Source organism: Proteus appendicitidis, assembly GCF_030271835.1.
Taxonomy (GTDB): Bacteria; Pseudomonadota; Gammaproteobacteria; order Enterobacterales; family Enterobacteriaceae; genus Proteus; species Proteus appendicitidis.
This window is the reverse complement of record NZ_CP127389.1, coordinates 248,542-271,914: the sequence shown is the minus strand read 5'-3', so window position 1 is coordinate 271,914 and position 23,373 is coordinate 248,542. Positions and strand designations below refer to the sequence as shown.

The window sequence follows — 23,373 nt, the reverse complement described above, 5'->3', positions numbered from 1 at the left end:
AGGCAAATAGTTATCGAAATCACTATCAAATAACCATACCATAAATCTATTTATTGCGAGGATTTTTCCTACAGCCTCACTATGATACACTGCGCGCTCTTAGGACTCACCTCTTACCTACTGATTCGGTTTATTCATGTCATCACTCGATCTTAATCTCCTCGCTCAAAATATTAAATTATGGGGTTCTGAGCTAGGTTTTCAACAAACAGGGATATGTGATACTGACTTATCACTTGAAGAACCTCGCCTGCAAGCGTGGCTAGATAAGCAATATCATGGTGAAATGGCCTGGATGGAAAAGTATGGAATGACACGAGCCAGACCTCATGAACTGGTTCCGGGTACATTACGCGTTATCAGCGTCAGAATGAATTATCTCCCCACCGATGCGGCTTTTGCACGAACCTTAAATAATCCAGAACAAGGTTATATCAGCCGTTATGCGCTTGGTCGGGATTATCACAAAGTATTAAGGCAGCGTCTTAAAAAACTTGGCGAAAAAATTTCACAATATTGTCAGCAATTTGAATATCAAGGGATAGTCAACTTTCGACCTTTCGTTGATTCAGCACCTATCATGGAACGCCCATTGGCTGTTAAGGCAGGACTTGGCTGGGTTGGTAAACACTCACTTGTTATTAACAATCAAGCAGGCTCTTGGTTTTTTCTTGGTGAATTACTGATTGATTTGCCATTACCTACTGATAGCCCAGTTGAAGAACAGTGCGGTAAATGTGTCGCCTGTATGACAACCTGTCCGACAGGTGCCATTGTTGAACCTTATACTATTGATGCTCGTCGCTGTATTTCTTATCTCACTATCGAACTCGATGGTGCTATTCCTGAAGAATTTCGCCCTCTCATGGGCAATCGTATTTATGGTTGTGATGATTGCCAGCTTATTTGTCCTTGGAATCGTTTTTCATCACTGACTGACGAGGAAGATTTCTCACCAAGAAGAGCGCTTCATACCCCAGAATTACTCGATCTCTTTCAATGGAGTGAAGATAAATTTCTGCGTATCACTGAAGGCTCGCCGATCCGTCGTATTGGCTATTTACGTTGGCTTAGAAATATTAGCGTGGCGTTAGGAAATGCGCCTTATCAAGATAAAATTATACTTGCCTTGCAAGAACGCTTTGGACTGAGTGATGTTTTAGATGAACATTTAAACTGGGCGATTACACAACAGACAGCGAAGAGAAATGAAAAAGAAGTAAAAATACAAACTTCACAACAAAAACGCTTAGTAAGGGCGATAACTAAAGGTTTACCTCGTGATGCTTAATTTTTAACAGAATAAGCGCATTACGTGTAATCATTAATTTCCTCTGTGAATAAAATAAAAATCCCTTGCCTATCAACATGAACAAAAAATTCAAGCGAACTAAGACTCAAAATTTAAAAAATTAAAATAAACTTAGTTATCAATTAGATATAAAATCCAATTAATTTATTGAAGAGAATAATATCCTTGTCACTTAATGACACGTGCTTGTGGATAACTCTGTGCAGTAAAAAAATAAATAGTGCTTAGATGCGGTGGTTATTAGCATCTCACTGTGGATAAATTGATTTGGGAAGATTTTAAGAATAGTAGAATATATATCACGTTTTTTTAAAGAAAAGCCTAAGAAACCCTTTTCTTTTTCTAAAATACTATTCAATGCATGTTTAACAGAATAAAGGTCTAAAACCTAAAAAATGATCTTGCCTTTAGTTTCCCCTCTAAATGAGGAAAGGCGCACATTCTAGTGCTGTCAAAATAGAAATGCAAGCAAAGATCAAAGATAGATCACAAAAAAATAGCTTGATCTTACATGTAGTAATAACATTTTCTTTTTTGAACAATTATCCCACATACACTCTCTTTATGAGTATTAAGTAAAAGCCCCTAACCTACACCCTAAAATAGTGTAGCCGATATTTAAAAAAGCGAGAGAAAAAATAAAGATTTTTTGGTTATATTTTAAGCTACACATTATTAGACTAGCGAACATAGTCTTTTTTTGGTCTAAATTAAGACTTAATTTATGGAGAGGTGAATATGCGTTATTCCGAACAAATTAAACCAATTAGCTATTTAAAGGCCAATATGGCTGAAGTAATGGTAAAACTTACCGAATCAGGCTCCCCTATGATTATTACTCAAAATGGCGAAGCTAAGGCAGTCATTCAATGTATTGAATCTTATGAAGAAACTCAGGAAACGTTAGCTTTACTGAAAATATTAGCATTAGGTCAACAACAAGTTGAATCAGGCGAAGTCAGTGATATAAAAAGTGTTGTTCAGCGTTTAAAAAATAAAAGGAAGTAGAAAGAATGGCATCATACAAGGTCGTAGTTACTAAAGATGCCGAGGCAGATTTATAAAACATTCACAACTATATTTCTGAACATGACTGCCCAGAAAATACAGATTATGTATTAGATGAGTTACTAGCAGTAGCAGACAATTTAACTAACTTTCCAATGAAGGGAACTGTACCTTATGAGTTACAAACTTTAGGTATTCATAAATTTCGGCAAATTATTATTTATGTCATTACTGATGGTAGACGAGATATGAAAGCACTACTTAGCCGTAGACTATTAGGATAACGTATTGATTTTTGATTAGAAGAATAAAACTAGAAGAGAAAAACTTGGAGCGGGAAACGAGACTCGAACTCGCGACCCCAACCTTGGCAAGGTTGTGCTCTACCAACTGAGCTATTCCCGCATTTGGTAAGTTTTGACAATGATGAGTGAAAGATTTGGAGCGGGAAACGAGACTCGAACTCGCGACCCCAACCTTGGCAAGGTTGTGCTCTACCAACTGAGCTATTCCCGCGTCGCATAACACTACTCATAACTGTCTAAGAAAGATTGGAGCGGGAAACGAGACTCGAACTCGCGACCCCAACCTTGGCAAGGTTGTGCTCTACCAACTGAGCTATTCCCGCGTCTTTCTTACACCCGTACAAACGAAATTCTTCATCGGTACGGGAAGCGCATTATACGAGAAAAATGCTTAACCGCAAGCCCTTATCAACAAAAAAATACGTTTTTTTGATTACATGCCGATAAAATCATCACAATGATGCAATATCAATCATGAATGCACGCTTTTTACTCTTTAATAAAGGTTTTACGATAATAATCAAGCTCTGCAATGGATTCACGAATATCATCCAGTGCCTGATGAGTATTTTTTTTCTCAAAACCTTCTAAAATTTCAGGTTTCCAACGACGTGCTAATTCTTTTAATGTACTCACATCAAGATAACGGTAGTGAAAATATTGCTCTAGTTCGGGCATGTAACGGTATAGAAAACGTCTATCTTGCCCCACACTATTACCACAGATAGGTGATACGCCTTTTGGTACCCATTTTTCTAGGAATTCAATTGTCGCTTTTTGTGCTGAATTATCATCATATGAACTGGCTTTTACACGCTCAACTAAACCACTACCTGTATGAGTACGTGTATTCCATTCATCCATTAAACTTAATTGTTCATCAGATTGATGGACTGCAATAACAGGGCCTTCTGCTAAAATATTAAGTTGAGGATCTGTCACGATAGTGGCTATTTCGATGATACGGTCACATTCAGGATCAAGACCTGTCATTTCCAGATCTATCCAGATCAGATTGTTCTCGCTTTTTGACATAATATATCCTAGCTGTTTCTAAGTGTGAGACATGATATTTTAGCGTTTATCATAGCGCGTTTACTCAATAAGCACGACAGAAGAACATCTAACCGAATAATACAAGTGAGGATCGGTGACAAAACGTAAATTATCTAAAGGCCAGCAACGCCGAGTACAAGAAAATCATAAAAAGCGTTTGCAGAGCAAAGAGAAAAAAAACCACGTTGAATTAGACGATACGCAATTAGGCGAAGCGACCGAAGGCTTAGTGATCAGCCGTTTTGGTCAACATGCAGATATCGAAGCTGCTGACGGCACCATTACACGATGCAATATTCGACGCACAATTTCATCACTGGTAACGGGTGATAAAGTTGTTTGGCGTCCTGCGCTACAAACACAAGAAAACGTCCGCGTAAACGGTATTGTAGAAGCGGTACACGAACGAACGTCAGTACTTACTCGTCCTGACTATTATGATGGTATTAAACCTATCGCGGCTAATATTGATCAAATTATTATCGTTTCGGCTATTTTGCCTGAACTCTCTTTAAATATTATCGACCGTTACCTTGTAGCCTGTGAGACGTTAAACGTAGAGCCTCTGATTGTACTCAATAAAATCGATATGTTAGACGAGGAAAGCCGCAAGACTGTCAGCGAATGGATGCAAACTTATAAAAATATTGGTTATCGCGTTCTTGAGGTCTCTAGCTACACCAAAGAAGGTCTTGATGCATTAACACAAGAGTTGATTGGCCGTATCTCCATTTTTGCTGGGCAATCTGGTGTCGGAAAATCAAGCTTACTCAATACGTTATTACCACCAATGGAAGAAAGCATTCTGGTTAATCAGGTTTCTGATAATTCAGGTTTAGGTCAGCATACCACCACCGCATCACGCCTTTACCATTTCCCGCAAGGAGGAGATGTCATTGACTCGCCGGGTGTGCGTGAATTTGGTCTATGGCATTTAACACCAGAACAAGTAACAAAAGGATTTATTGAATTTAGACCTTATTTGGGAGGGTGTAAATTCCGCGATTGCAAACACTTGGATGATCCGGGTTGCTTAATTAGTAAAGCAGTGAGAAACAACGAAATTGCAGAAACACGCTTTGAAAATTACCATCGTATTTTAGAAAGTATGAGTCAGGTGAAGGTTCGTAAGAACATTAATTTAGACTCTTAATAATTGATTCACTGACAACCCTATTAAGGGTGGGTACAATAGACCCCTTTTGTCTATTTTTTATCGTTCAATCCCAGAGGTTGCCATTTTGGACAAGCTAAAAATTAAACTACAGTATTTATTGCCTAAATTATGGCTCACACAGCTAGCAGGTTGGTTTGCAAACAAAAAAGCGGGTGTAATTACCCAATTTGCGATCAAAGCCTTTGCTAAAGCATATAAAGTCGATATGAATGAAGCAAAAGATAGCCAGTTCCAAGCTTATTCTTCATTCAACGATTTCTTTATTCGTGCATTAAAAGATGGCGCTCGCCCTATTATCGAAGGTGATGACCAACTTGCATTGCCTGCTGATGGCGCAGTAAGCCAACTCGGTCTTATTCAAGACGATCAAATTCTGCAAGCTAAAGGGCATCATTACACCCTTGAAGCGTTACTTGCGGGTAATTTTATGTTGGCAGATAAGTTCCGTAATGGTCAGTTTATTACGACATATCTTTCACCTCGTGATTACCACCGTGTTCACATGCCTTGTGATGGTTTATTAAAAGAGATGATTTATGTTCCAGGCGATCTCTTCTCTGTTAATCCATTAACCGCGGCTAATGTTCCTAACTTATTTGCACGTAATGAACGTATTATCTGCCTCTTTGAAACTCAATTTGGCCCCATGATACAAATTCTAGTGGGTGCAACAATTGTTGGTAGTATTGAAACGGTTTGGTGTGGCATGGTAACACCACCTCGTGAAGGTATTATTAAACGTTGGACATATCCACAAGCCGATAAAGCAGGTGCGATATTCTTGAAAAAAGGGGAAGAAATGGGCCGATTTAAGTTAGGCTCAACGGTCATCAATCTTTTCCCAGAAAATACCGTTCAACTGAATAAAGATCTTATGAATGGCTCCGTTACATTAATGGGGGAACGATTGGGTTCCATCATCAATGTCGCTGGTAATGACAATAATGCCATCAGTGAATAACACGTAATTCGGAGTAACCTTTGTGCGCCTGATAATCAGTCTTTTCTTCTCGCTCTTTTTGACGCTTTCGTTAAGCACATCTGCAATATCAGCGGATGTAGAAAAATTACGTCAAGATATTAAACAACTTGAAGGAAGCACCAATCCTCAAGATATTGAGGCAGTTCAGGCGCTACAAGGCACTATCAACTGGATTAATGATGGTGATAAAGCGCAAACAAACGCAGATAACTATCAAAAAACCATTGATGATTACCCTCAAATTACGCAAGAGCTAAGAACCAAACTGCTTGAAGAAAGCCATGCTGTTCCGACTATCCCTGAAAAAATTAGCATTCCTGATTTAGAACAGAAAATTATTCAGATCAGTAGCCAATTAATGGAACAAGCAAGGCTTCAGCAACAAGAGCAAGATAAAAGCCGAGAAATTAGCGAATCTTTAAACTTATTACCGCAACAGCTTTCTGAAGCACGCCGTTTACTCAGCGATGCAACAGCAAGACTCGCCGCTGCCAGTGCGTCAACAACACCGTTAACAGAAGCACAAAATAAGCTAACACAAGCTGAAGTCACCGCACGTAAAGCGATGGTTAATGAGCTTGAAATGGCACAACTTTCGGCTAATAACCGCCAAGAAATTGCTCGCCTTCGCTTAGAATTATTTAAAAAACGCTATCAGCGCCTTGATGTGCAACTACAACAATTGCGCAGCTTATTAAATATAAAACGCCAAGAAGTGGCTGATCTGGCATTAGAAAAAACAGAAATGCTGGCGGAGAAAGGTGGCGAACTTCCTGAATTTCTGACAAAACAGATCCAAACTAACCGTGAACTTTCTCAGATCCTGAATAAACAAACACAGGAAATGAGTGAGTTATCAGAAAAACAACGCATTACCACACAGCAGACACAACAAGTTCGTCAAACGCTTACCACTATTCGAGAACAAGCACAGTGGTTAAGTGGCTCCACAGCATTAGGTGAAGCATTAAGAACACAGCTTTCCCGCTTACCTGAAATGCCTCGTTCACAAGAACTTGATAGAGATATTATTCAGTTACGTGTCGAGCGTTTAGGCTATGAGGATATGCTGGAAAACTTAAGTAAGATCCAGCCGCCAGAAACCGCAGATGGCTCTAAATTGCCTGAAGCTCAGCAATATATTTTTGATTCTCTTATTCAAGCACGTCATGAATTATTGAATTCGTTGTTATCCGGTTATGATTCTCAAATTCTTGAGTTAACAAAACTAAAAGTGGCAACAACACAATTAGCGGATGCATTAAAAGAGACAAAAGACGCCACAAACCGTTATATGTTCTGGGTTGCTGATATCAGCCCCATCAAATTTAATTATCCGGTTTTATTAGTCAAAGATATCACTCGATTGCTTTCGCTAGATACCTTCTCACAATTAGGTCATGCTGCTGTCAGCATGCTTAAAAATCAGGATACGTTCCTGTTCCTATTTGTTACTTTATCAATTGTGGGCTTTAGTCTGCGCACTCGAAAACACTACAACGCATTTCTTGAAAGAGTCAGCAACCGTATTGGTAAAGTCACACAAGATCACTTTTCACTGACGATACGCACGGTCTTTTGGTCTATTTTAATTGCGTTGCCATTACCGCTGTTATGGTCTGCCGTAGGTTATGGCTTACAAAGTGTTGAATGGCGTTATCCAATGGCGGGAGCTATTGGATATGGCGTCACAGCAGCAGCACCTGTGCTGTGGCTATTTATGATAAGTGCAACCTTTGCACGTCATAACGGCCTATTTATTGCTCAATTTAAATGGAAAGAGAGCCGTGTTAAAAAAGCGATGCGCTTTTACCAGCTTTCTATTTTTGTCATCGTTCCGCTGATGATGTCATTAGTTACCTTTGAATATTATAGCGATAGAGAATTTGCACCAACGGTTGGTCGCTTCTGTTTCTTACTGCTCTGTATCGCCCTAAGCTTTATTACATCTAGCCTTAAAAAAGCTCACGTCCCACTTTATCTTGATAAACATGGATCTGGCGATAACCTTATCAATACCATTTTATGGTGGTTCTTACTGCTTGCCCCGGTTATTGCAGGTTTAGCCGCTGTCTTAGGTTACCTTTCTACATCGATTATCTTACTCGGTCGTTTAGAAATGTCTGTCGCCATTTGGTTTGCTCTACTAATTATCTACCACATTATTCAGCGATGGATGCTTATTCAGCGCCGAAAATTAGCCTTTGAACGAGCTAAACAAAAGCGTGCAGAAATTCTGGCTCAGCGTGCAAAAGGTGAAGATGAAAATACGATTGTTGGGAGTAGTGGTGAGAGCACAGTAGGGCTTGAAATTGAAGCTCAAGAAATAGACCTTGATGCTATCAGTGCGCAATCCATTGGTTTAGTTCGCTCTATTCTAACGATGATTGCATTAGTCTCGATGATCTTATTATGGTCTGAATTAAACACTGCGTTCTCTTTCGTTGATAATATCCGACTTTGGGACGTCACCTCATCGGTAAACGGTGTTAACACGGTACAACCTATTACGATGGGTTCTATTTTAGTGGCAATCCTTGTCATTATTATTACAACCCAATTAGTACGAAATCTCCCTGCTTTACTTGAGTTGGCCATTTTACAGCATCTTGATTTAACACCGGGTACAGGTTACGCCATTACCACGATGACCAAATACACCATCACCTTAATTGGGAGTATTGTGGGTTTCTCTTTATTAGGGATTGAGTGGTCAAAATTACAGTGGCTAGTGGCAGCAATGGGTGTTGGGTTAGGTTTTGGCTTACAAGAAATTTTTGCCAACATCATTTCAGGTTTGATGATCTTATTTGAAAAACCAATCCGTATTGGCGATACCGTCACTATTCGGAATTTGACCGGAAATATTTCTAAGATCAACACTCGGGCAACGACCTTAACCGACTGGGATAGAAAAGAAATTATCGTACCGAACAAAGCTTTTATTACAGAGCAATTTATTAACTGGTCACTCTCAGATTCCGTCACTCGTATCGTAATGACCATCCCTGCTCCAGCAGACTGTAACAGTGAGCAAGTGACAAATGTGTTATTAGAAGCCTCAAAACGCTCTACGATGATTTTAGAAAACCCAGCACCAGAGGTTTATCTGGTCGATTTACAGCAAGGTATTCAGATTTTTGAATTACGTGTTTATGCCGCAGAGATGGGGCACAGAATGCCAGCAAGACACGAGATCCACCAAAATATTCTCTTAGCCTTTGCAGAGCACGGCATCCCATTACCGTTCCCACCATTCCAAGCCAGAGTGGATATGATGGGCAATACAATTCGTAGCTCAATGCGTGCAACACCAAGAGAAGTAGGCGGATTATAAGCTCTGCTTCAATTAGTTTGAAAAAAAGCCATTATCTTCTCGAAAAAAACGAAAGATAATGGCTTTATTCTTTTCTTTCTCATTCTTTCACCCTCTACACTAAAACTTTTTTCACCCTATTCTGTGTATCCACGCCTCTTATAGTTCATTGATTGTATAAATTTAATCCGTATTTCTGTCCTATTCTCTGACTTCTAGAAAAAAGGAAGATTATTTTTTGCTTTTTTGTTTAATAAAATTGATAAGTAATAACAAAAAGAAACTATCTATCACTTAATGGCAAGATGAAGATAATAAAGTGAACATCATAAAGAGAATGCGGCTTTTTCAGGTGAATGTTTTTATTGCAGTCTATTTTTCTAACACCCCTCCCATTTAACCAGAGAATAAAATGCCATTTTGGATAAGGCATTTAATTTACCTTAAGGTGAAGTATGTTTTGCCTTACCCTTATTATTTTAGGGTTCTATCCACGAAATCGGACACTTAACTAAAATCAGTCACCAATTATTGATCAAAATCATATTTTTACGTTTTTATACCTACATTAACTCCTTGAGTGAGTAAAAATTGATTTTTGTTAGCTTTTAACTTTTAAATTATTATCTCTAGCTGATTATTTCCTTTCCCTAAGTTAAATAAGCTAAGACATTTATAGCGTACAAAACTTAACATCGGTATTTAAAACTCCAATAGTTTTACATAACAAAATATCTCATATATCCACATTTAAAACCAAATACAATCCAATTTGGATTATTGCATAGTGTTTATCATCAAAAGCAATCGTCTTTTTCTTGCTTTAATCACCTTGAGCAAAAGATAGAATATTTATTATTTTAAGTTTTTATACTAAAAAAAATAAGAAAAAATAAAACACAAAAAGTAAAAGAAATTTTAAAAATAAATTTACTTTAATTTTAAAACACAAAAAATAAGAATATAAATTAATTTAAGATTGTAATTTAATAAAATTAAAAATATAAATAAAAAAATAAACAAAAACGAATAATAATACAAATATAAAATCTTAATTCTCACTATAAATAACACTTTTTAGTTATATAGGGTAATATTGAGAAAAAAGAGTAAAAGCCATCTATATCCAATTTATCAAACAAAATAATTTAAATAGAAAAATAAATATTTATTTTTGTTATTTGTACTGAACATTAATAAATAACATTACGGCTTATAATGTTAATATTTTTTAAACTTGGTTTAAAAATGAGTATTACTACCTATTAACAATGCTAAGATATATTGCTAGCTTCATTTTTAATGAGTATTAAATAAACAATAATAAGAAGGTTCCATTATGGAAAAATCCCGAACGACTCTCGATCAGTGGATTACCTTACAAGCTGTCGTTGACTACGGTGGCTTTGCTCAGGCCGCAGATGCATTACATAGAACACAATCATCAATTAGCTATACTATCAATAAATTAGAGCAAACTTTAGGCATTGAAATACTCTCTTTAGAGAAAAGACGAGCGGTACTTACTCACGAAGGTAAATTGTTACTTGAACTCTCTAGAGAAATTACTGAAAGAGCAATTTCATTAGAAAAAGAGGCTAAAAACTTAATATTTAACAACAAGTTAAAGATAAATATCCTTATCGACCCTTTATATATTTCAGGTCTTTTCTGGAATAAAATATCGCAATTTATTAAAGAGAATAAACACTATGATATCAATATTCATAAAACAGCGCTGAGTAAATCAGATATTTTAGCGCAAAAAGATCAAGACTTGGTGATAACACATTATAATGTAAAATCATTACAACCCATTGATTTAGAAAGCATTAAAACAGTATTAGTAACACACCCGAACAGTGTTTTACAACATCTTCAAGATGATGAATTATCTAGGGAATTACAACAACATACCTATATTTCCTTACTCGCTGATAGCTCCAATGCTGATCATAATAACCAGGTTATTCATGTTGGCTCTGTGGAAACAGCAATCAGTTTTGTTAAGCAAGGTCTTGGTTATTCTCGACTTCCATTAACGGTTGTTCAGGAAGAGTTGAATAAAAATACGATCAAACAATTAAATACACATAATGAAGATAAAGAATATAAGTTCTATCTTTATTTGAATAAAAATTCATTTTCAACAGGAGACATAGCAAAGCTATTATCTTTAATAAATAATCCACACCAAAATTTAATTAGTGATTAATTAAACATTATTTTTAATTTTAAAAACGAACATTAAATAATTCGATATAAAAACAAAAAAAACTCATGTAAATCTTTATTAACTTAAATTTTTTGTGATGTTATATTTTATTGGCATATTTCTTATGCGAATAAACCAATACTTAAATCTATACTTATAAATAAATTAAAAAGTAAAAATAACTACTTTTTATATAGGACCGGTCATGAGCAAATTAAATAAATCTCTCTATTTATTAGGGATGAGTCTCTCTCTACTTTCTGCACCTGCTGCTTTTGCATCGGGCACTATTAACTTTACCGGAGAAATAACAGATCAAGCCTGTACTGTGGATAGCTCTTCTAAAAATCTAACCGTAGATTTAGGAAAAGTGTCATCAAAAAGTTTAGCAACTAAAGGTGAAGTTGCAGGCCTTAAAGACTTTACGATTAAACTTATTGATTGCCCTATAGATACCACTGTCGCTGTCCGTTTTGGCGGAACTCGAGATGCAATTGATAGCGATATTTTAGCGATTGACCAAGTTTCTGGTGGCGCGACAAATGTGGGTATCGCTCTTTTTGAAAAAGATGCCGTATCTCAAATAAACCTATATGACGATTCGAAAGAAGTCGAAATCAAAGGGACTGAAATTAACTTAGATTATGTTGCACGCTACAAAGCAACAGCCCAAGCAACACCAGGTCCCGCAAATGGATCTGCGGTTTATAGCATCCAATATAAATAATAAAAAATGAGGGTAATACTTATTACCCTCTTATTTCCCTTAACTTTGTGGCGCCATTTATGAAAAAGAATATTTTTCTAACCCTATTTTTATTATTTTCTCTCATAACGGTAAGCCATGCTGCTGGAGTCAGTGTGGGGGGAACTCGGTTTGTTTATAACGATAACGCTCGTGAAATAAGCATTCCTATTCTAAATACGGATAAAGAAAAGCCTTATCTTATCCAAAGTTGGGTTTCTGCTTTTCAAGGCACAGAAAAAACGCCTTTTATTGCAACACCACCGCTTTTTCGTATTGAACCTGATGGCACAGGAACTGCACGTATTTCCTATACTGGTGAACCCTTAAATTCAAATACAGAAGTCGTCTATTGGCTTAATATAAAATCAATTCCACCTGTTGAAAAAAGCCCTGAAAATCAATTACAACTCGTCATTAACTCTCAATTTAAGCTCTTTTTACGCTCTCATGATATTGAGCCACTTAATTTTAATAACGTCGAATTATCAAAACAAAGCCAAGGCTTGGTGCTTAAGAACAAAACACCTTATCACCTCACGATTAAACATATTTTTCTTGATGACAAACGCTACCCTTACGACCCTTTAATCAACCCTTATCAAGAAGTGGTGTTACTTAAAGAGAGTTCTACTTCTCAGAAAGTCATTGTGCAGTTTATTAATGACTACGGTGCAACTGTAGATAAAGTATTAAATTAAGAGTGTAGAGTTATGACTTTATCCATCATCGCGTTATCTACAAAACGATTATCGGTATTTCCTACTGATAATCTCTATCGCCACTGTGTGCTTGCCATAGCGATAGCCTCTATTTTATTTCCTTATCAGGTGACTGCTGAAGAGCAATTTAATCCTGATGCACTCAATTTAGGCATAGAAAATCAGGTTGCAGATATTAATAACCTTGATTACTTTTCTTTTACAGGAGGACAGCTTCCTGGTGTCTACTCTGTTGATATTTATCTCAATAATAAATTAATCGACAATCGCCAAGTCCGTTTTATTTTTAATGAAGAAAAAAAGGTGCTGACGCCTGAGCTAACCAAACAAGATTTATTAAATTGGGGAGTGAAAGAGTCTGCAACATCGCAATTTAGCCAACAAGCAAACACATCAACAGTTACCGATATTGCTAGCATTATTCCGAATGCAAAGTATGAGTATGATTTTTCACGAGCGCGCTTGTCGTTTTCTATACCACAAATTGCTTTATACAATTATGGGCAAGGCTATATTCCACCAGCACAGTGGAACGATGGCATCAATGCTGCTTTTGTGAATTACACTTATCGTCAAAATCAGTATTGGTATCGTGACCAAAATAATAGTAACTCTATTTTCTTAGGATTACGTAGTGGCGTTAACGTTGGTGCTTGGCGTTTACGTAACCACAGCAACTACAATAAAAATAGCGATAACTCATCTCAATGGAATAGCTTGCAGACTTATGTTGAGCGAGATATTCGTAGTTTAAAAAGTCGTTTAACTATCGGTGAAACCGCTTCTGATAATGATGTATTAGAGAGTATTCCTTATCGTGGAATCAAATTGGCTTCTGATGAAAGTATGTTGCCACAAAGCCAACGTGGATTTGCTCCCATCGTTAGAGGTATCGCGCAAAGTAATGCCGTTGTCACCGTTCGACAAAATAACAGCATCATTTATCAGACCTCCGTTCCACCGGGGGAGTTTGCCATTTCAGATTTATATCCCACGTCTTACAGCGGTGATTTACAAGTTACGATCGAAGAAGCCGATGGAACAACCCGTACTTTTTCACAACCTTTTTCTGCAGTGCCGATGATGCAGCGTGCGGGTAGCTTAAAATACAGTGTCGATATTGGTAAATATCATGCCGATACGGCGGCAAGAAAACCTAATTTCTTTCAAACCTCAGCTATTTATGGGCTTCCTTACAATTTATCCCTTTATGGCGGCACCTTAATCTCGGCTGATTATCAAGCTTATGCGTTAGGTACTGGGGTTAATCTTGGCTATTTAGGTGCCGTTTCTGCAGATATTACTCACGCAAGAACAACGTTAATAAATGACGATGAAGCCCAAGGGCAATCTTATCGTATTCAATATTCTAAGTATTTACCTGATACTAAAACGGGTTTTTCACTGGCTTCGTATCGCTATTCAACAAAAGATTATTACGATTTCTCCACAGCTAACGAGCGTTTTTCTCATCTTTATCGTAAGAAAAAACAGTTCCAGTTATCTGTATCACAATCTTTAGGCGATATGGGTTATCTCTCATTAAATGGTTATCAACAATATTATTGGTATCAAGACAGAGTTGATCGCAATGTTAATGTGAGTTTTAACTCAAATTATCGTGCATTAAGTTATAGCGTCTCTTATGCCTATAACAAGCGTCAAGAAAGTGGATTAACCGATCAGATTTTATCTATTAATTTTAGTCTTCCATTTAATATTGAACAGAATAACAACTGGTTAAGTTATCGCTATAACACCAGTAAACAAGGTGATTCTATTAGTTCAGTGAGTTTAAGTGGTACTCAGTTGGAAGATAACAATCTGCAATATGATATTTCACAGAACTACAACCATTCTCGTCAAGAATACAGCGGCTCTGTTAATGGTAACTACAGTGCTTCTGGAGGTGAGATCAGTGCAGGTTACAGTTACGACAAACGCTATCAATCAATGAATTGGGGCGCGACGGGCGCACTTTTGGTGCATCAAGGTGGGATCACGCCATCTCGTACCATTTACGATTCTGCCATTTTAATTAAAGCAGAAGATGTTGATCACTTAAAAGTCAGCAGCGCACAAAGCCTTTATACCAATGCGCAAGGTTATGCCGTTATTCCTAATGTTTCACGTTATGAACGTAATAAAGTCACTGTTGATCCAGCTTCTTTAACAGGTAATAACGATGTTGAATTAACATCGACAACCGTTATTCCAACCAAAGGTGCAATTGTCTTAGCCGATTTCAAAGCAAGAAAAGGCGCTCGTGTGCTTGCAAACTTACACTACAACGGAACACCGCTGCCATTTGGTACTCAAGTTGAGATTTATAAAGACGACCACGTACTTTCAAGTGGCATTGTGGCCAATGATGGTGAAGTTTTCTTAAATGGCGTACCAGAATACAGCCAGTTACGAGCTAAGTGGGGCAACAGTGCTGTTGAACAGTGTCAAACACCGTTAAATGTGGATCTTGCCTTAGAGAAAATCCAATTTTTACAACTTGAATGCAGATAGGTGAGCACAATGAATAAATATATAACTCTTGGTTGTCTGTCTGCTATTTTGTATACATCAAGCACATTTGCAGAGTTTAGGGCAGACCTTACCACTAAAACCGTCACCTATTCAGCGCCTATTTATGTCTCACGTTCAGCGCCGATTTTAACAGAGATCGCCACCATTCCATTAGGAACGATGAATGCATGGACATGGTGGAACCTTTCTGGAAGTGCAGTAAGACCCGGTATTTATTTACCAGGCTCTTTTAACGCATCAAGCCCTAGAGTCAATGGTGCTTATGTCAAAGAGCTTAACAGTAGTGGTGTGGGTTATACCTTGCGTGGCACCATTAGCGGGAGTTGCAATGGCTCTGCTTATGTCGATGGTCAGCAAAACATTGATGGTAACTACAGTAATCGCCTTATTTGCTCAACCAATGCGACCAGTGGCAATTATTCTGTTTCATTAGAAATGAAGCTTTATAAATTACGCGATAATGTAACATCACAAACGATCCCTGCTTCATGGGTCGCTATGCTTATTATCTACAATAATGGCTTTATCACCAGTGACTATGTAGGAAAAACTGAACCTAGAATTAATCTATCGTCTTTAAACATTATTTCTAGTGGCTGTGATGTTGTGAATAACAACATTAATGTTCCACTCGGTGCAGTTCCTAAATCAAGCTTTAATGGTGTGGGTTCTGTCAGTGCAGAGAGCATCAAAAATTTTAATATTGATTTGAGTTGTGATCCTGTGTCACCAATCAAAATTCGATTTGATGGTGTGCCCGATGAGCAACAAACCGCAGGAACCATTGGTTTAAGTAATCCCACCGATAGCAATACAGCCAAAGGCTATGGCATTCAGGTTAAATATCAAAATCAACCGATAAAATTAGGTCAGTTAATGACTGTTAGTGAAAAGAATAACAGCGCAGGTCATTATGCTATTCCATTAGAAGCAGGCTATATTCAAACCACGGATACCACGACTGCGGGTAAAGCAAACGGTACATTGCAATTTACTTTGCAATATCACTAAATTGAGTTTGGTCAGTTTAAAAGAAGGCGAACAATATTACGTTGTTCGCCTTTTCTTTTTTCGAAGGGATCACACTTGATATAATTTACGTAAATAATGAGGCACGGCTTCATCAGCATTAGTGCCGATCACTTCCATATTTGGGAGTAAATCTTTTAATGTCTGATGCGCATTTTCCATAATGCAACCTTTACCAGCTGTTTGTAGCATCTCTTTGTCATTCATACCGTCACCAAATGCAACCGCATCTTTGGCAGTGTGTTGCATCAATTTAGCCACTTTTTCAAGCGCTTCACCTTTAGATACGCCACCAGCCATTACTTCTAAGCAATTACGCAGTGAGAAACTCACATTGATCTTATCACCCCAACGCTGATTAATTTCACTTTCCAGTGTCAGCAATAGCTCATGATCTTCAGAAGTGAAGAACACCTTACAGACATTGGTGGTCGGAAATCCGGTTTTACAAAATAATTCATAATTGAAAGCCGATTCGCGGAAAAACTCACAAGCTCCTGGCATTTCTTTATTAACGTACCAGTAGTCGCCAGCATAAATATTAGTTTCAATTTCAGGGTGATCAAAAACCATTAGAGCCAAGTCATAAGCAATTTCAGGCTCCAGATCTTGGCTAAAAATAAGGTCGCCATGAGTGTTATGCACTCGTGCGCCATTAGAGGTTATCATATAGGCATTAATGCCTAATCCATCACGAATTTGAGCAACATCAACATGATGACGACCTGTTGCGAATACAAAATGCACACCTTTATTAATAAGTAGGTGTAGGGTTTCTTGCGTATAGGGAGTTAATACATGATTAGGTGATAACAGTGTGCCATCAAGATCTGAAGCGACTATCGAATACATACACATTCCTGATTAAAATAAATGCTTATCATAAAACTCACAGATTTCATTTAATGCTTGTGAGCGTAGCTTATCTATTTCGAACAAGATTTCATGATGCGCACCCTCAATCACCAGTGGCAATTTTTGTTTTTCTTCTCTTGTTCTGGACTGACTATAACGTTCACAGAAAGCCCTTAGCTCTTGATTATCTACCACCTTATCTTGCTCTGCTTCGAGCACTAATAGAGGGGTACTAATCTCTCCCGCATGTTCAATTAACCAATCTCCCATTTTTAGACTTTCTCCCATCCAATGATAAGTTGGGCCGCCTAATCGTAGTTCTGGAAAATCAGCATAATAACGTAAATACCGGCGATATCGCTCATGGCTATGTGTTAACACATTAAGGATAAAGGGCAGTGGAAACCATTTACCTGTTGATACCGCGTAGTTATTTCTTTCAGATTGACTTTGTTCTGCTCGGTTAACCAAAAAATTAGCCACCCAGCGAGGAATAGGTAATCGAATACCAAACATCGGCGCACTTAATGCCGCCGCTTTAAATACATGAGTTTGCTTTAGAAGATATCCCGCTAAAATAGCACCGCCCATGGAATGAGCTAATGCAAAATAATGCTGATATTGAAAAGGCAACACTATCGTATCGACAAACGTTGAGAAATCATCGATATAATCACTGAATTTCTCTACATGCCCTTTTTGCGTATCTTCTAATAGTCTGTCTGAAAGACCTTGTCCTCGATGATCGAGAAGAAAGATATCATAGCCTGAGTGAAAGAAATCAAATGCAACTTCAGGATACTTTACATAGCTTTCACTACGGCCTGAAGCAATAACCAGTGCTTTATTGTGCGATGGTGAACGCCAATGAACATAGCGAATTTTTGCACCATCCACGCCAACAAACGCCCCTTCTTCCCGTTGCCCCCAAAAATCCAATAAGGCGCCGTTCGTGAATGCAGAAAACTGCTTTTCACGCGATAACCACGAATATTTAAACAGAGTGGTTGTCATTGGTTCTCCTTATTGGCGTTATTCGAAGCCCTCAATATGGTCACGAATGAGTGTCATAAACGCTGGCCCAAATCGTTCTAATTTTCGTTGTCCAACCCCGTTTATTAATAATAATTCATCAGGGTAAACGGGGCATTGCTCTGCCATTTCAATCAATGTGACATCATTAAAGACGACAAATGGCGGGATATTTTCTTCATCAGCAATAGACTTACGCAATTTACGTAGTTTCGCAAATAATTTTCTATCGTACTGTCTATGCGTATTTTTTGTTTGTTGATTACGGCTTTTTGTCGGGCTTAGTAATCGAGGTACGGCTAATTGTAATGGCACTTCACCACGTAAGATGGGTCTCGCCATCTCTGTCAGTTGTAATGCAGAGCGGTGGACAATATTTTGTGTCACCATACCTAAATGAATAAGCTGGCGGATCACACTCACCCAATGTTCATGGCTTTGCGCTTTCCCAATACCATAGACAGGTAATGTATCGTGTCCAGAATCTCGAATACGCTGATTATTCGCACCTCTTAAAATCTCAACAATATAACCAATACCAAAGTGCTGACCAGTACGATAAATACAGGACAATGCCTTTTGTGCATCCACTAAACCATCATATTGCTTAGGAGGATCAAGGCAAATATCGCAGTTACCACAGGCATTTTGTCGATGTTCATCGAAGTAATTTAGTAACACTAAGCGTCGGCATGTTTGAGCTTCAGCAAATGCGCCCATCGCATTAAGCTTATGCATTTCAATTGCTTTTTGATCGCTTTCTGGTTTTTCATCTAAACAACGACGCAACCACGCCATATCGGCAGGATCGTAAAATAATACCGCTTCTGCGGGCAATCCATCTCGCCCTGCACGCCCTGTTTCTTGGTAATAAGATTCAATATTTCGCGGAATATCAAAATGAACCACAAACCGAACATTGGGTTTATTAATCCCCATACCAAATGCAACCGTGGCAACGACAATTTGTAAATCATCACGCTGGAAAGCTTCTTGTACTTTAGCTCGTTGTGCAATTTCCATTCCTGCGTGATAACCCGCAATGCTTAACCCTCGCTTACTCAGGCGCTCTGCGGTTTCTTCGACTTTACTGCGGCTATTACAGTAAATAATGCCGGACTTTCCTTTCTGACCGCGAATAAATAACCAAAGTTGATCAAGCGGTTTGTATTTCTCTACTAAAGTGTAGCGGATATTTGGCCTATCGAAACTGCTGATATGAATCAAAGGATCACGCAACACTAGCTGATTAATAATATCGTAACGTGTTGTATTATCCGCCGTTGCCGTCAGTGCAATAATGGGAACATCAGGAAGATATTGTCTTAATAACCCTATACCGCGGTACTCAGGACGAAAATCATGTCCCCACTGTGAAATACAGTGTGCTTCATCAACAGCGAGTAATGCGGGTTTCCATTGCACTAATTGATGAAGAAAACTCTCCATCATTAAACGTTCAGGGGCAATATACAGCAGTTTTATTTCACCCTTTTGACAACGTATTTGAACATCAAACTGCTCTTCACGCGTTTGGGTTGAATTTAAATAAGCGGCTTCAATACCATGCAGGCAAAGTTGATCGACCTGATCTTTCATCAATGAGATAAGTGGCGAAACAACCACAGTTAGCCCATCAAGCAATAATGCGGGAATTTGATAACAAAGGGATTTACCACCCCCTGTTGGCATCACAACGAGACAGTCTCTCCCAGTTGTAATGGTATGGATGATTTCTTGCTGACCAGGGCGAAATTGCTGATAACCAAAGGTTTCTCGCAAAATAGCCTGTGCTGATGGCATTGAATTAAGAACTTCTGCTGTGGACACGCCGTTCCTCTGAAAAGCTGCTGATAAAAACTATGATGAGGAGTAAAAGAAAAGGCACCAATGTGCAGGTGCCATCATCATTTATAGCGCTATGCTACCCCAGAACGGAGAAAATTACAGCATATCATTAAGCATCACGCCAACACCGACCCGTGTCTGACGAAAATTATAATCAATCATTGATTCGCCATAACCACTAAATACTTGGGTATAAAAGCGTACATGCTTAGTAATTGGGTAACTCCAGCCTAATTCAGCCGCTCCATAGCCACTGTTCCAGTTATAACGCCCTGTTGCCGTGATCACACTATCGCCTAAACGATAGCCTGCTTTTAAACGGTAATAGCCCATATAGCGATTAATTTCTGGATTATCATCACGGTGAGCGCTTTCACTAAAGCGATACCAAGGTTTTAAATCAAGCTGTAAATTGCCTTTTTGCGCCATAAAACGTGCATAAGCACGGTTCCAACTACGAGATGTGGGATCAGAACGGCCATTTGATTCGTGGTTAAAACCGGTTTCTATTTCACGAAGTGTCCAACCCGCAAATTTATAGTCTGTTGCCCAACCTAGAAAAAGTTGCGGTTCATAGTTTGTCTCTCGAAAAGGGGCAGATTCTTTCTTATTGCTTAATTGCCACCAAGAGCGTTGGGTATACGATGCGGCTAAAACAGAGTTTTCACCCGCAATGCCGCGCCATAAAGGGAAGGCCAAACTGAGCTGAAATTTCACCTCATCTTTTTTAGCCTTATTACCCCAATCATAACTTTGAATAGCCTCTTTATTCATATCAGAGGTATCAGTGTAAATAATATAATTGGATTCATAAGGATAAAGAACAAAAGGTGAATCGTATTCTTGTAATAAACCAGAAATGATACTGCCCTGAACAAGCGGTGCAGGAGATGATGATGCTTGTATTTCGGATGCAAATCCCCATGCTGGATAGAATAAAACCACCGCAAGTAAAGAACGGATGTAACGCATAGTTAGTTATCCTGTTTCATTATTGAATAATATAAAAGTTAGTACTTACTTTAGAATTAGCTCTTATATATGTGCTTTATTGCACTTTAACGCCCATATTTTACACGTAATTGCCATTAAATCTCGTATATTTTCACACCATTATATTTATAGCACGAATGTGCAATTACGATTTTGTCATGTATTATTAACATAGTATTAACTTAATAACGTGATATCAGGGGTTCTAAAAATGGGAAAACTGTTAACATTAGAAGAGGCTCAAACACTTATTGGTCATGTTTTTGTTTATAAAATGCCCTTTAATCAATTAATCGGCCTAGAGCTAGTCCGCTTTGAACAAGACTACGCGGAAATTCAATTTCGATATCAAGATAAACTTGTTGGTAATATCGCTCAACGTATCTTACATGGTGGGCTAATCGCTTCTGTGCTTGATGTTAGTGCCGGGTTAGTTTGTGTCGGTAACGCATTAACACGTTTAGCACCAATATCCCAAGAGCAACTCGAACAAAAACTCGCTAACATGGGCACGATTGATTTACGTGTTGATTACTTAAGACCGGGACGTGGCGAATGTTTTACGGCAAGTAGCCATATTTTACGCAGTGGTAATAAAGTATCTGTTGCTCGTGTTGAATTACATAATGAAAAACAAGTTCATATTGCGAGTGGGACAGCGACCTATATTGTAGGTTAAGCCTTTGCTAAAATTCATTGTGCGCGATGATGCTTAGATTAGTATTAATTACTTGTAAAAACACATGCCTAATGACACATTAGATAATGTCATTGGGTATGATAGCCCCGTCACACTTTTCCTTTCCATCAATTCCAGAGATAGCATGAGCCAGAAAAACACGATGAAAGGCGTTTTATGTGCCTTAGGCGCCTATTTGATCTGGGGTATTGCCCCTGTCTATTTTAAAAGCATTCAAGAAGTGCCCGCAGAAGAAATTTTAACGCACCGTATTTTATGGTCGTTCTTTTTTATGCTGATTTTAATGACTATTAGTCGTCATTGGCCTTATTTGCGCCAATTAATACGCCAACCTAAAAAAATCCTTCTTTTAGCGCTGACTGCCGTTATTATCGCAACAAACTGGCTTACCTATATATGGGCGGTTAACCACGGTTATATGCTAGAAGCCAGCCTTGGTTACTTTATTAACCCACTGGTTAACGTACTGTTTGGCATGCTTTTCTTGAGTGAACGCTTCCGTCGTATGCAATGGGTAGCGGTAGGTTTAGCCTTTACGGGTGTATTTATTCAACTCTGGCACTTTGGTTCAGTGCCCGTGATTGGATTAAGCCTCGCTGTGACTTTTGGTCTTTATGGCTTACTGCGTAAAAAATTGGGTGTCGATGCACAAACAGGTATGTTGGTAGAAACATTATGGCTATTCCCTGTGGCATTAGTTTATATCTTATTTTTCACACATTCACCGACTAGCAATATGCTTGAAAATAGTTGGTCATTAAATACCTTGTTAATTGCAGCCGGTATTATTACAACCGTACCATTACTGCTTTTTACAGAAGCTGCGCATCATCTGCGTTTATCAACCTTGGGCTTTTTCCAATATATTGGTCCAACCTTGATGTTTATTCTTGCCACAATGGTATATGGCGAAAAAATTGATGCGGAAAGGCTCGTCACCTTCGGCTTTATTTGGGTTGCACTGATCCTCTTTACGCTTGATGCACTTTATACACAACGCCGTTTAAGACGCAGCTAACCTTCTAAAACTCGCTCTTCCGCTAAATTACTGATTTGTGTAAAAGCGGAAGAGAGTTTTTTCTTCTTGTCCTTCTTTAATGAATGCGCACTCTTTGATATCTCGTTTACATAGCGATATGAACACCTAAATGATGTTGATATTGCGTTATTAATCAATTGAATATGGTTAATCACAACACTGTAATAGAGATTAATACGAGGCACAAAATCACGCTGATGTCTCAATAACTTACAATACAAATCTTCTTCAAATTCGTTGATAGGTTCACTGGGATGATAAGTATCACAAAAGACTTCCTCCGTATTTTCGATCAGTAATTCATTACTAGAAAAAGGAACAGGAGAAATTTGTGTGCTAGGTGCGACAAAAGAATCGGTATGAAAGAATATGCTAGAGAGTTTCATCAATTAATCCCGTTAAATAAGAATAGATAACGAGATTATTAAGTAACCACCTTGAACATCCCTTAAAAAAAACACCGTAGCTTATCTATCAAATAAATAAGGGTGTTTTTTTATA

The 23,373-nt window shown here is 38.1% G+C and carries 18 protein-coding genes and 3 tRNA genes; 12 read left to right on the top strand and 9 right to left on the bottom strand.

The window, feature by feature from the left end; genetic code table 11:
* The first annotated feature begins 136 nt into the window (after positions 1-136).
* On the top strand, positions 137-1,291 hold the full coding sequence (queG, locus tag QQS39_RS01395; protein ID WP_151436688.1) for a tRNA epoxyqueuosine(34) reductase QueG: 1,155 nt from the start codon (positions 137-139) through the stop codon (positions 1,289-1,291).
* A gap of 759 nt (positions 1,292-2,050) precedes the next feature.
* Positions 2,051-2,320, top strand: a complete 270-nt coding sequence (locus QQS39_RS01390; protein ID WP_196736667.1) for a type II toxin-antitoxin system Phd/YefM family antitoxin — start codon at positions 2,051-2,053, stop codon at positions 2,318-2,320.
* 329 nt (positions 2,321-2,649) lie between these two features.
* Here QQS39_RS01390 and QQS39_RS01385 read toward each other — a convergent pair.
* The 4 genes from QQS39_RS01385 to orn form a co-directional block, all read right to left on the bottom strand.
* Positions 2,650-2,725 (bottom strand) — tRNA-Gly (locus QQS39_RS01385).
* Positions 2,726-2,760: 35 nt separating this feature from the next.
* A tRNA-Gly gene (locus QQS39_RS01380) sits at positions 2,761-2,836 on the bottom strand.
* A 36-nt stretch (positions 2,837-2,872) separates the two neighbouring features.
* Positions 2,873-2,948, bottom strand: a tRNA-Gly gene (locus tag QQS39_RS01375).
* A gap of 166 nt (positions 2,949-3,114) precedes the next feature.
* Positions 3,115-3,660, bottom strand: a complete 546-nt coding sequence (gene orn / locus QQS39_RS01370) for an oligoribonuclease (RefSeq protein ID WP_151436686.1) — start codon at positions 3,658-3,660, stop codon at positions 3,115-3,117.
* A 115-nt stretch (positions 3,661-3,775) separates the two neighbouring features.
* On the opposite strand from orn, the gene rsgA reads away from it, so the two are divergent.
* The 8 genes from rsgA (at position 3,776) to QQS39_RS01330 (ending at position 16,387) form a co-directional block, all read left to right on the top strand.
* The gene (rsgA, locus tag QQS39_RS01365; RefSeq protein WP_285805256.1) at positions 3,776-4,834 is read left to right on the top strand and encodes a small ribosomal subunit biogenesis GTPase RsgA; all 1,059 of its coding nucleotides are present in this window, start codon (positions 3,776-3,778) and stop codon (positions 4,832-4,834) included.
* Between the two features lie 88 nt (positions 4,835-4,922).
* A complete protein-coding gene (gene asd, locus QQS39_RS01360) occupies positions 4,923-5,819 on the top strand; it encodes an archaetidylserine decarboxylase (protein ID WP_285805255.1) in 897 nt (298 codons plus the stop codon).
* A 22-nt stretch (positions 5,820-5,841) separates the two neighbouring features.
* Entirely contained in the window at positions 5,842-9,177 is a 3,336-nt protein-coding gene (gene mscM / locus QQS39_RS01355) for a miniconductance mechanosensitive channel MscM (RefSeq protein WP_151436683.1), read from the top strand.
* Between the two features lie 1,318 nt (positions 9,178-10,495).
* The gene (locus QQS39_RS01350) at positions 10,496-11,371 is read left to right on the top strand and encodes a LysR family transcriptional regulator (RefSeq protein ID WP_285805254.1); all 876 of its coding nucleotides are present in this window, start codon (positions 10,496-10,498) and stop codon (positions 11,369-11,371) included.
* Positions 11,372-11,576: 205 nt separating this feature from the next.
* Positions 11,577-12,098, top strand: coding sequence for a fimbrial protein (locus QQS39_RS01345; protein WP_151436681.1), 522 nt, complete (start codon positions 11,577-11,579; stop codon positions 12,096-12,098).
* A gap of 59 nt (positions 12,099-12,157) precedes the next feature.
* Complete coding sequence (locus QQS39_RS01340) at positions 12,158-12,817, top strand: fimbrial biogenesis chaperone (RefSeq protein WP_151436680.1); 660 nt, start codon at positions 12,158-12,160, stop codon at positions 12,815-12,817.
* Between the two features lie 12 nt (positions 12,818-12,829).
* Complete coding sequence (locus QQS39_RS01335) at positions 12,830-15,355, top strand: fimbria/pilus outer membrane usher protein (protein ID WP_285805253.1); 2,526 nt, start codon at positions 12,830-12,832, stop codon at positions 15,353-15,355.
* 9 nt (positions 15,356-15,364) lie between these two features.
* Positions 15,365-16,387: a fimbrial protein gene (locus QQS39_RS01330; protein WP_285805252.1), complete on the top strand. Its 1,023-nt coding sequence runs from the start codon at positions 15,365-15,367 to the stop codon at positions 16,385-16,387.
* A 69-nt stretch (positions 16,388-16,456) separates the two neighbouring features.
* On the opposite strand, the gene yigL is transcribed toward QQS39_RS01330, so the two are convergent.
* The 4 genes from yigL to pldA form a co-directional block, all read right to left on the bottom strand.
* Positions 16,457-17,257, bottom strand: a complete 801-nt coding sequence (gene yigL, locus QQS39_RS01325) for a sugar/pyridoxal phosphate phosphatase YigL (protein WP_285805251.1) — start codon at positions 17,255-17,257, stop codon at positions 16,457-16,459.
* A 12-nt stretch (positions 17,258-17,269) separates the two neighbouring features.
* The gene (gene pldB / locus QQS39_RS01320; RefSeq protein ID WP_285805250.1) at positions 17,270-18,274 is read right to left on the bottom strand and encodes a lysophospholipase L2; all 1,005 of its coding nucleotides are present in this window, start codon (positions 18,272-18,274) and stop codon (positions 17,270-17,272) included.
* Between the two features lie 18 nt (positions 18,275-18,292).
* On the bottom strand, positions 18,293-20,122 hold the full coding sequence (recQ, locus tag QQS39_RS01315; RefSeq protein WP_160229890.1) for an ATP-dependent DNA helicase RecQ: 1,830 nt from the start codon (positions 20,120-20,122) through the stop codon (positions 18,293-18,295).
* 114 nt (positions 20,123-20,236) lie between these two features.
* Positions 20,237-21,112, bottom strand: coding sequence for a phospholipase A (pldA, locus tag QQS39_RS01310; protein ID WP_151436674.1), 876 nt, complete (start codon positions 21,110-21,112; stop codon positions 20,237-20,239).
* Positions 21,113-21,344: 232 nt separating this feature from the next.
* Between pldA and QQS39_RS01305 the strand changes: the two genes are divergently transcribed.
* Both QQS39_RS01305 and rarD read left to right on the top strand, forming a co-directional pair.
* The gene (locus QQS39_RS01305; protein WP_151436673.1) at positions 21,345-21,812 is read left to right on the top strand and encodes a thioesterase family protein; all 468 of its coding nucleotides are present in this window, start codon (positions 21,345-21,347) and stop codon (positions 21,810-21,812) included.
* 145 nt (positions 21,813-21,957) lie between these two features.
* Positions 21,958-22,851: an EamA family transporter RarD gene (gene rarD / locus QQS39_RS01300; RefSeq protein WP_196736820.1), complete on the top strand. Its 894-nt coding sequence runs from the start codon at positions 21,958-21,960 to the stop codon at positions 22,849-22,851.
* Here the strand turns inward: rarD and QQS39_RS01295 are convergent.
* Positions 22,848-23,258: a hypothetical protein gene (locus QQS39_RS01295; protein WP_285805249.1), complete on the bottom strand. Its 411-nt coding sequence runs from the start codon at positions 23,256-23,258 to the stop codon at positions 22,848-22,850. The two genes, rarD and QQS39_RS01295, sit on opposite strands and share 4 nt — an antisense overlap.
* Positions 23,259-23,373 lie beyond the last annotated feature (115 nt).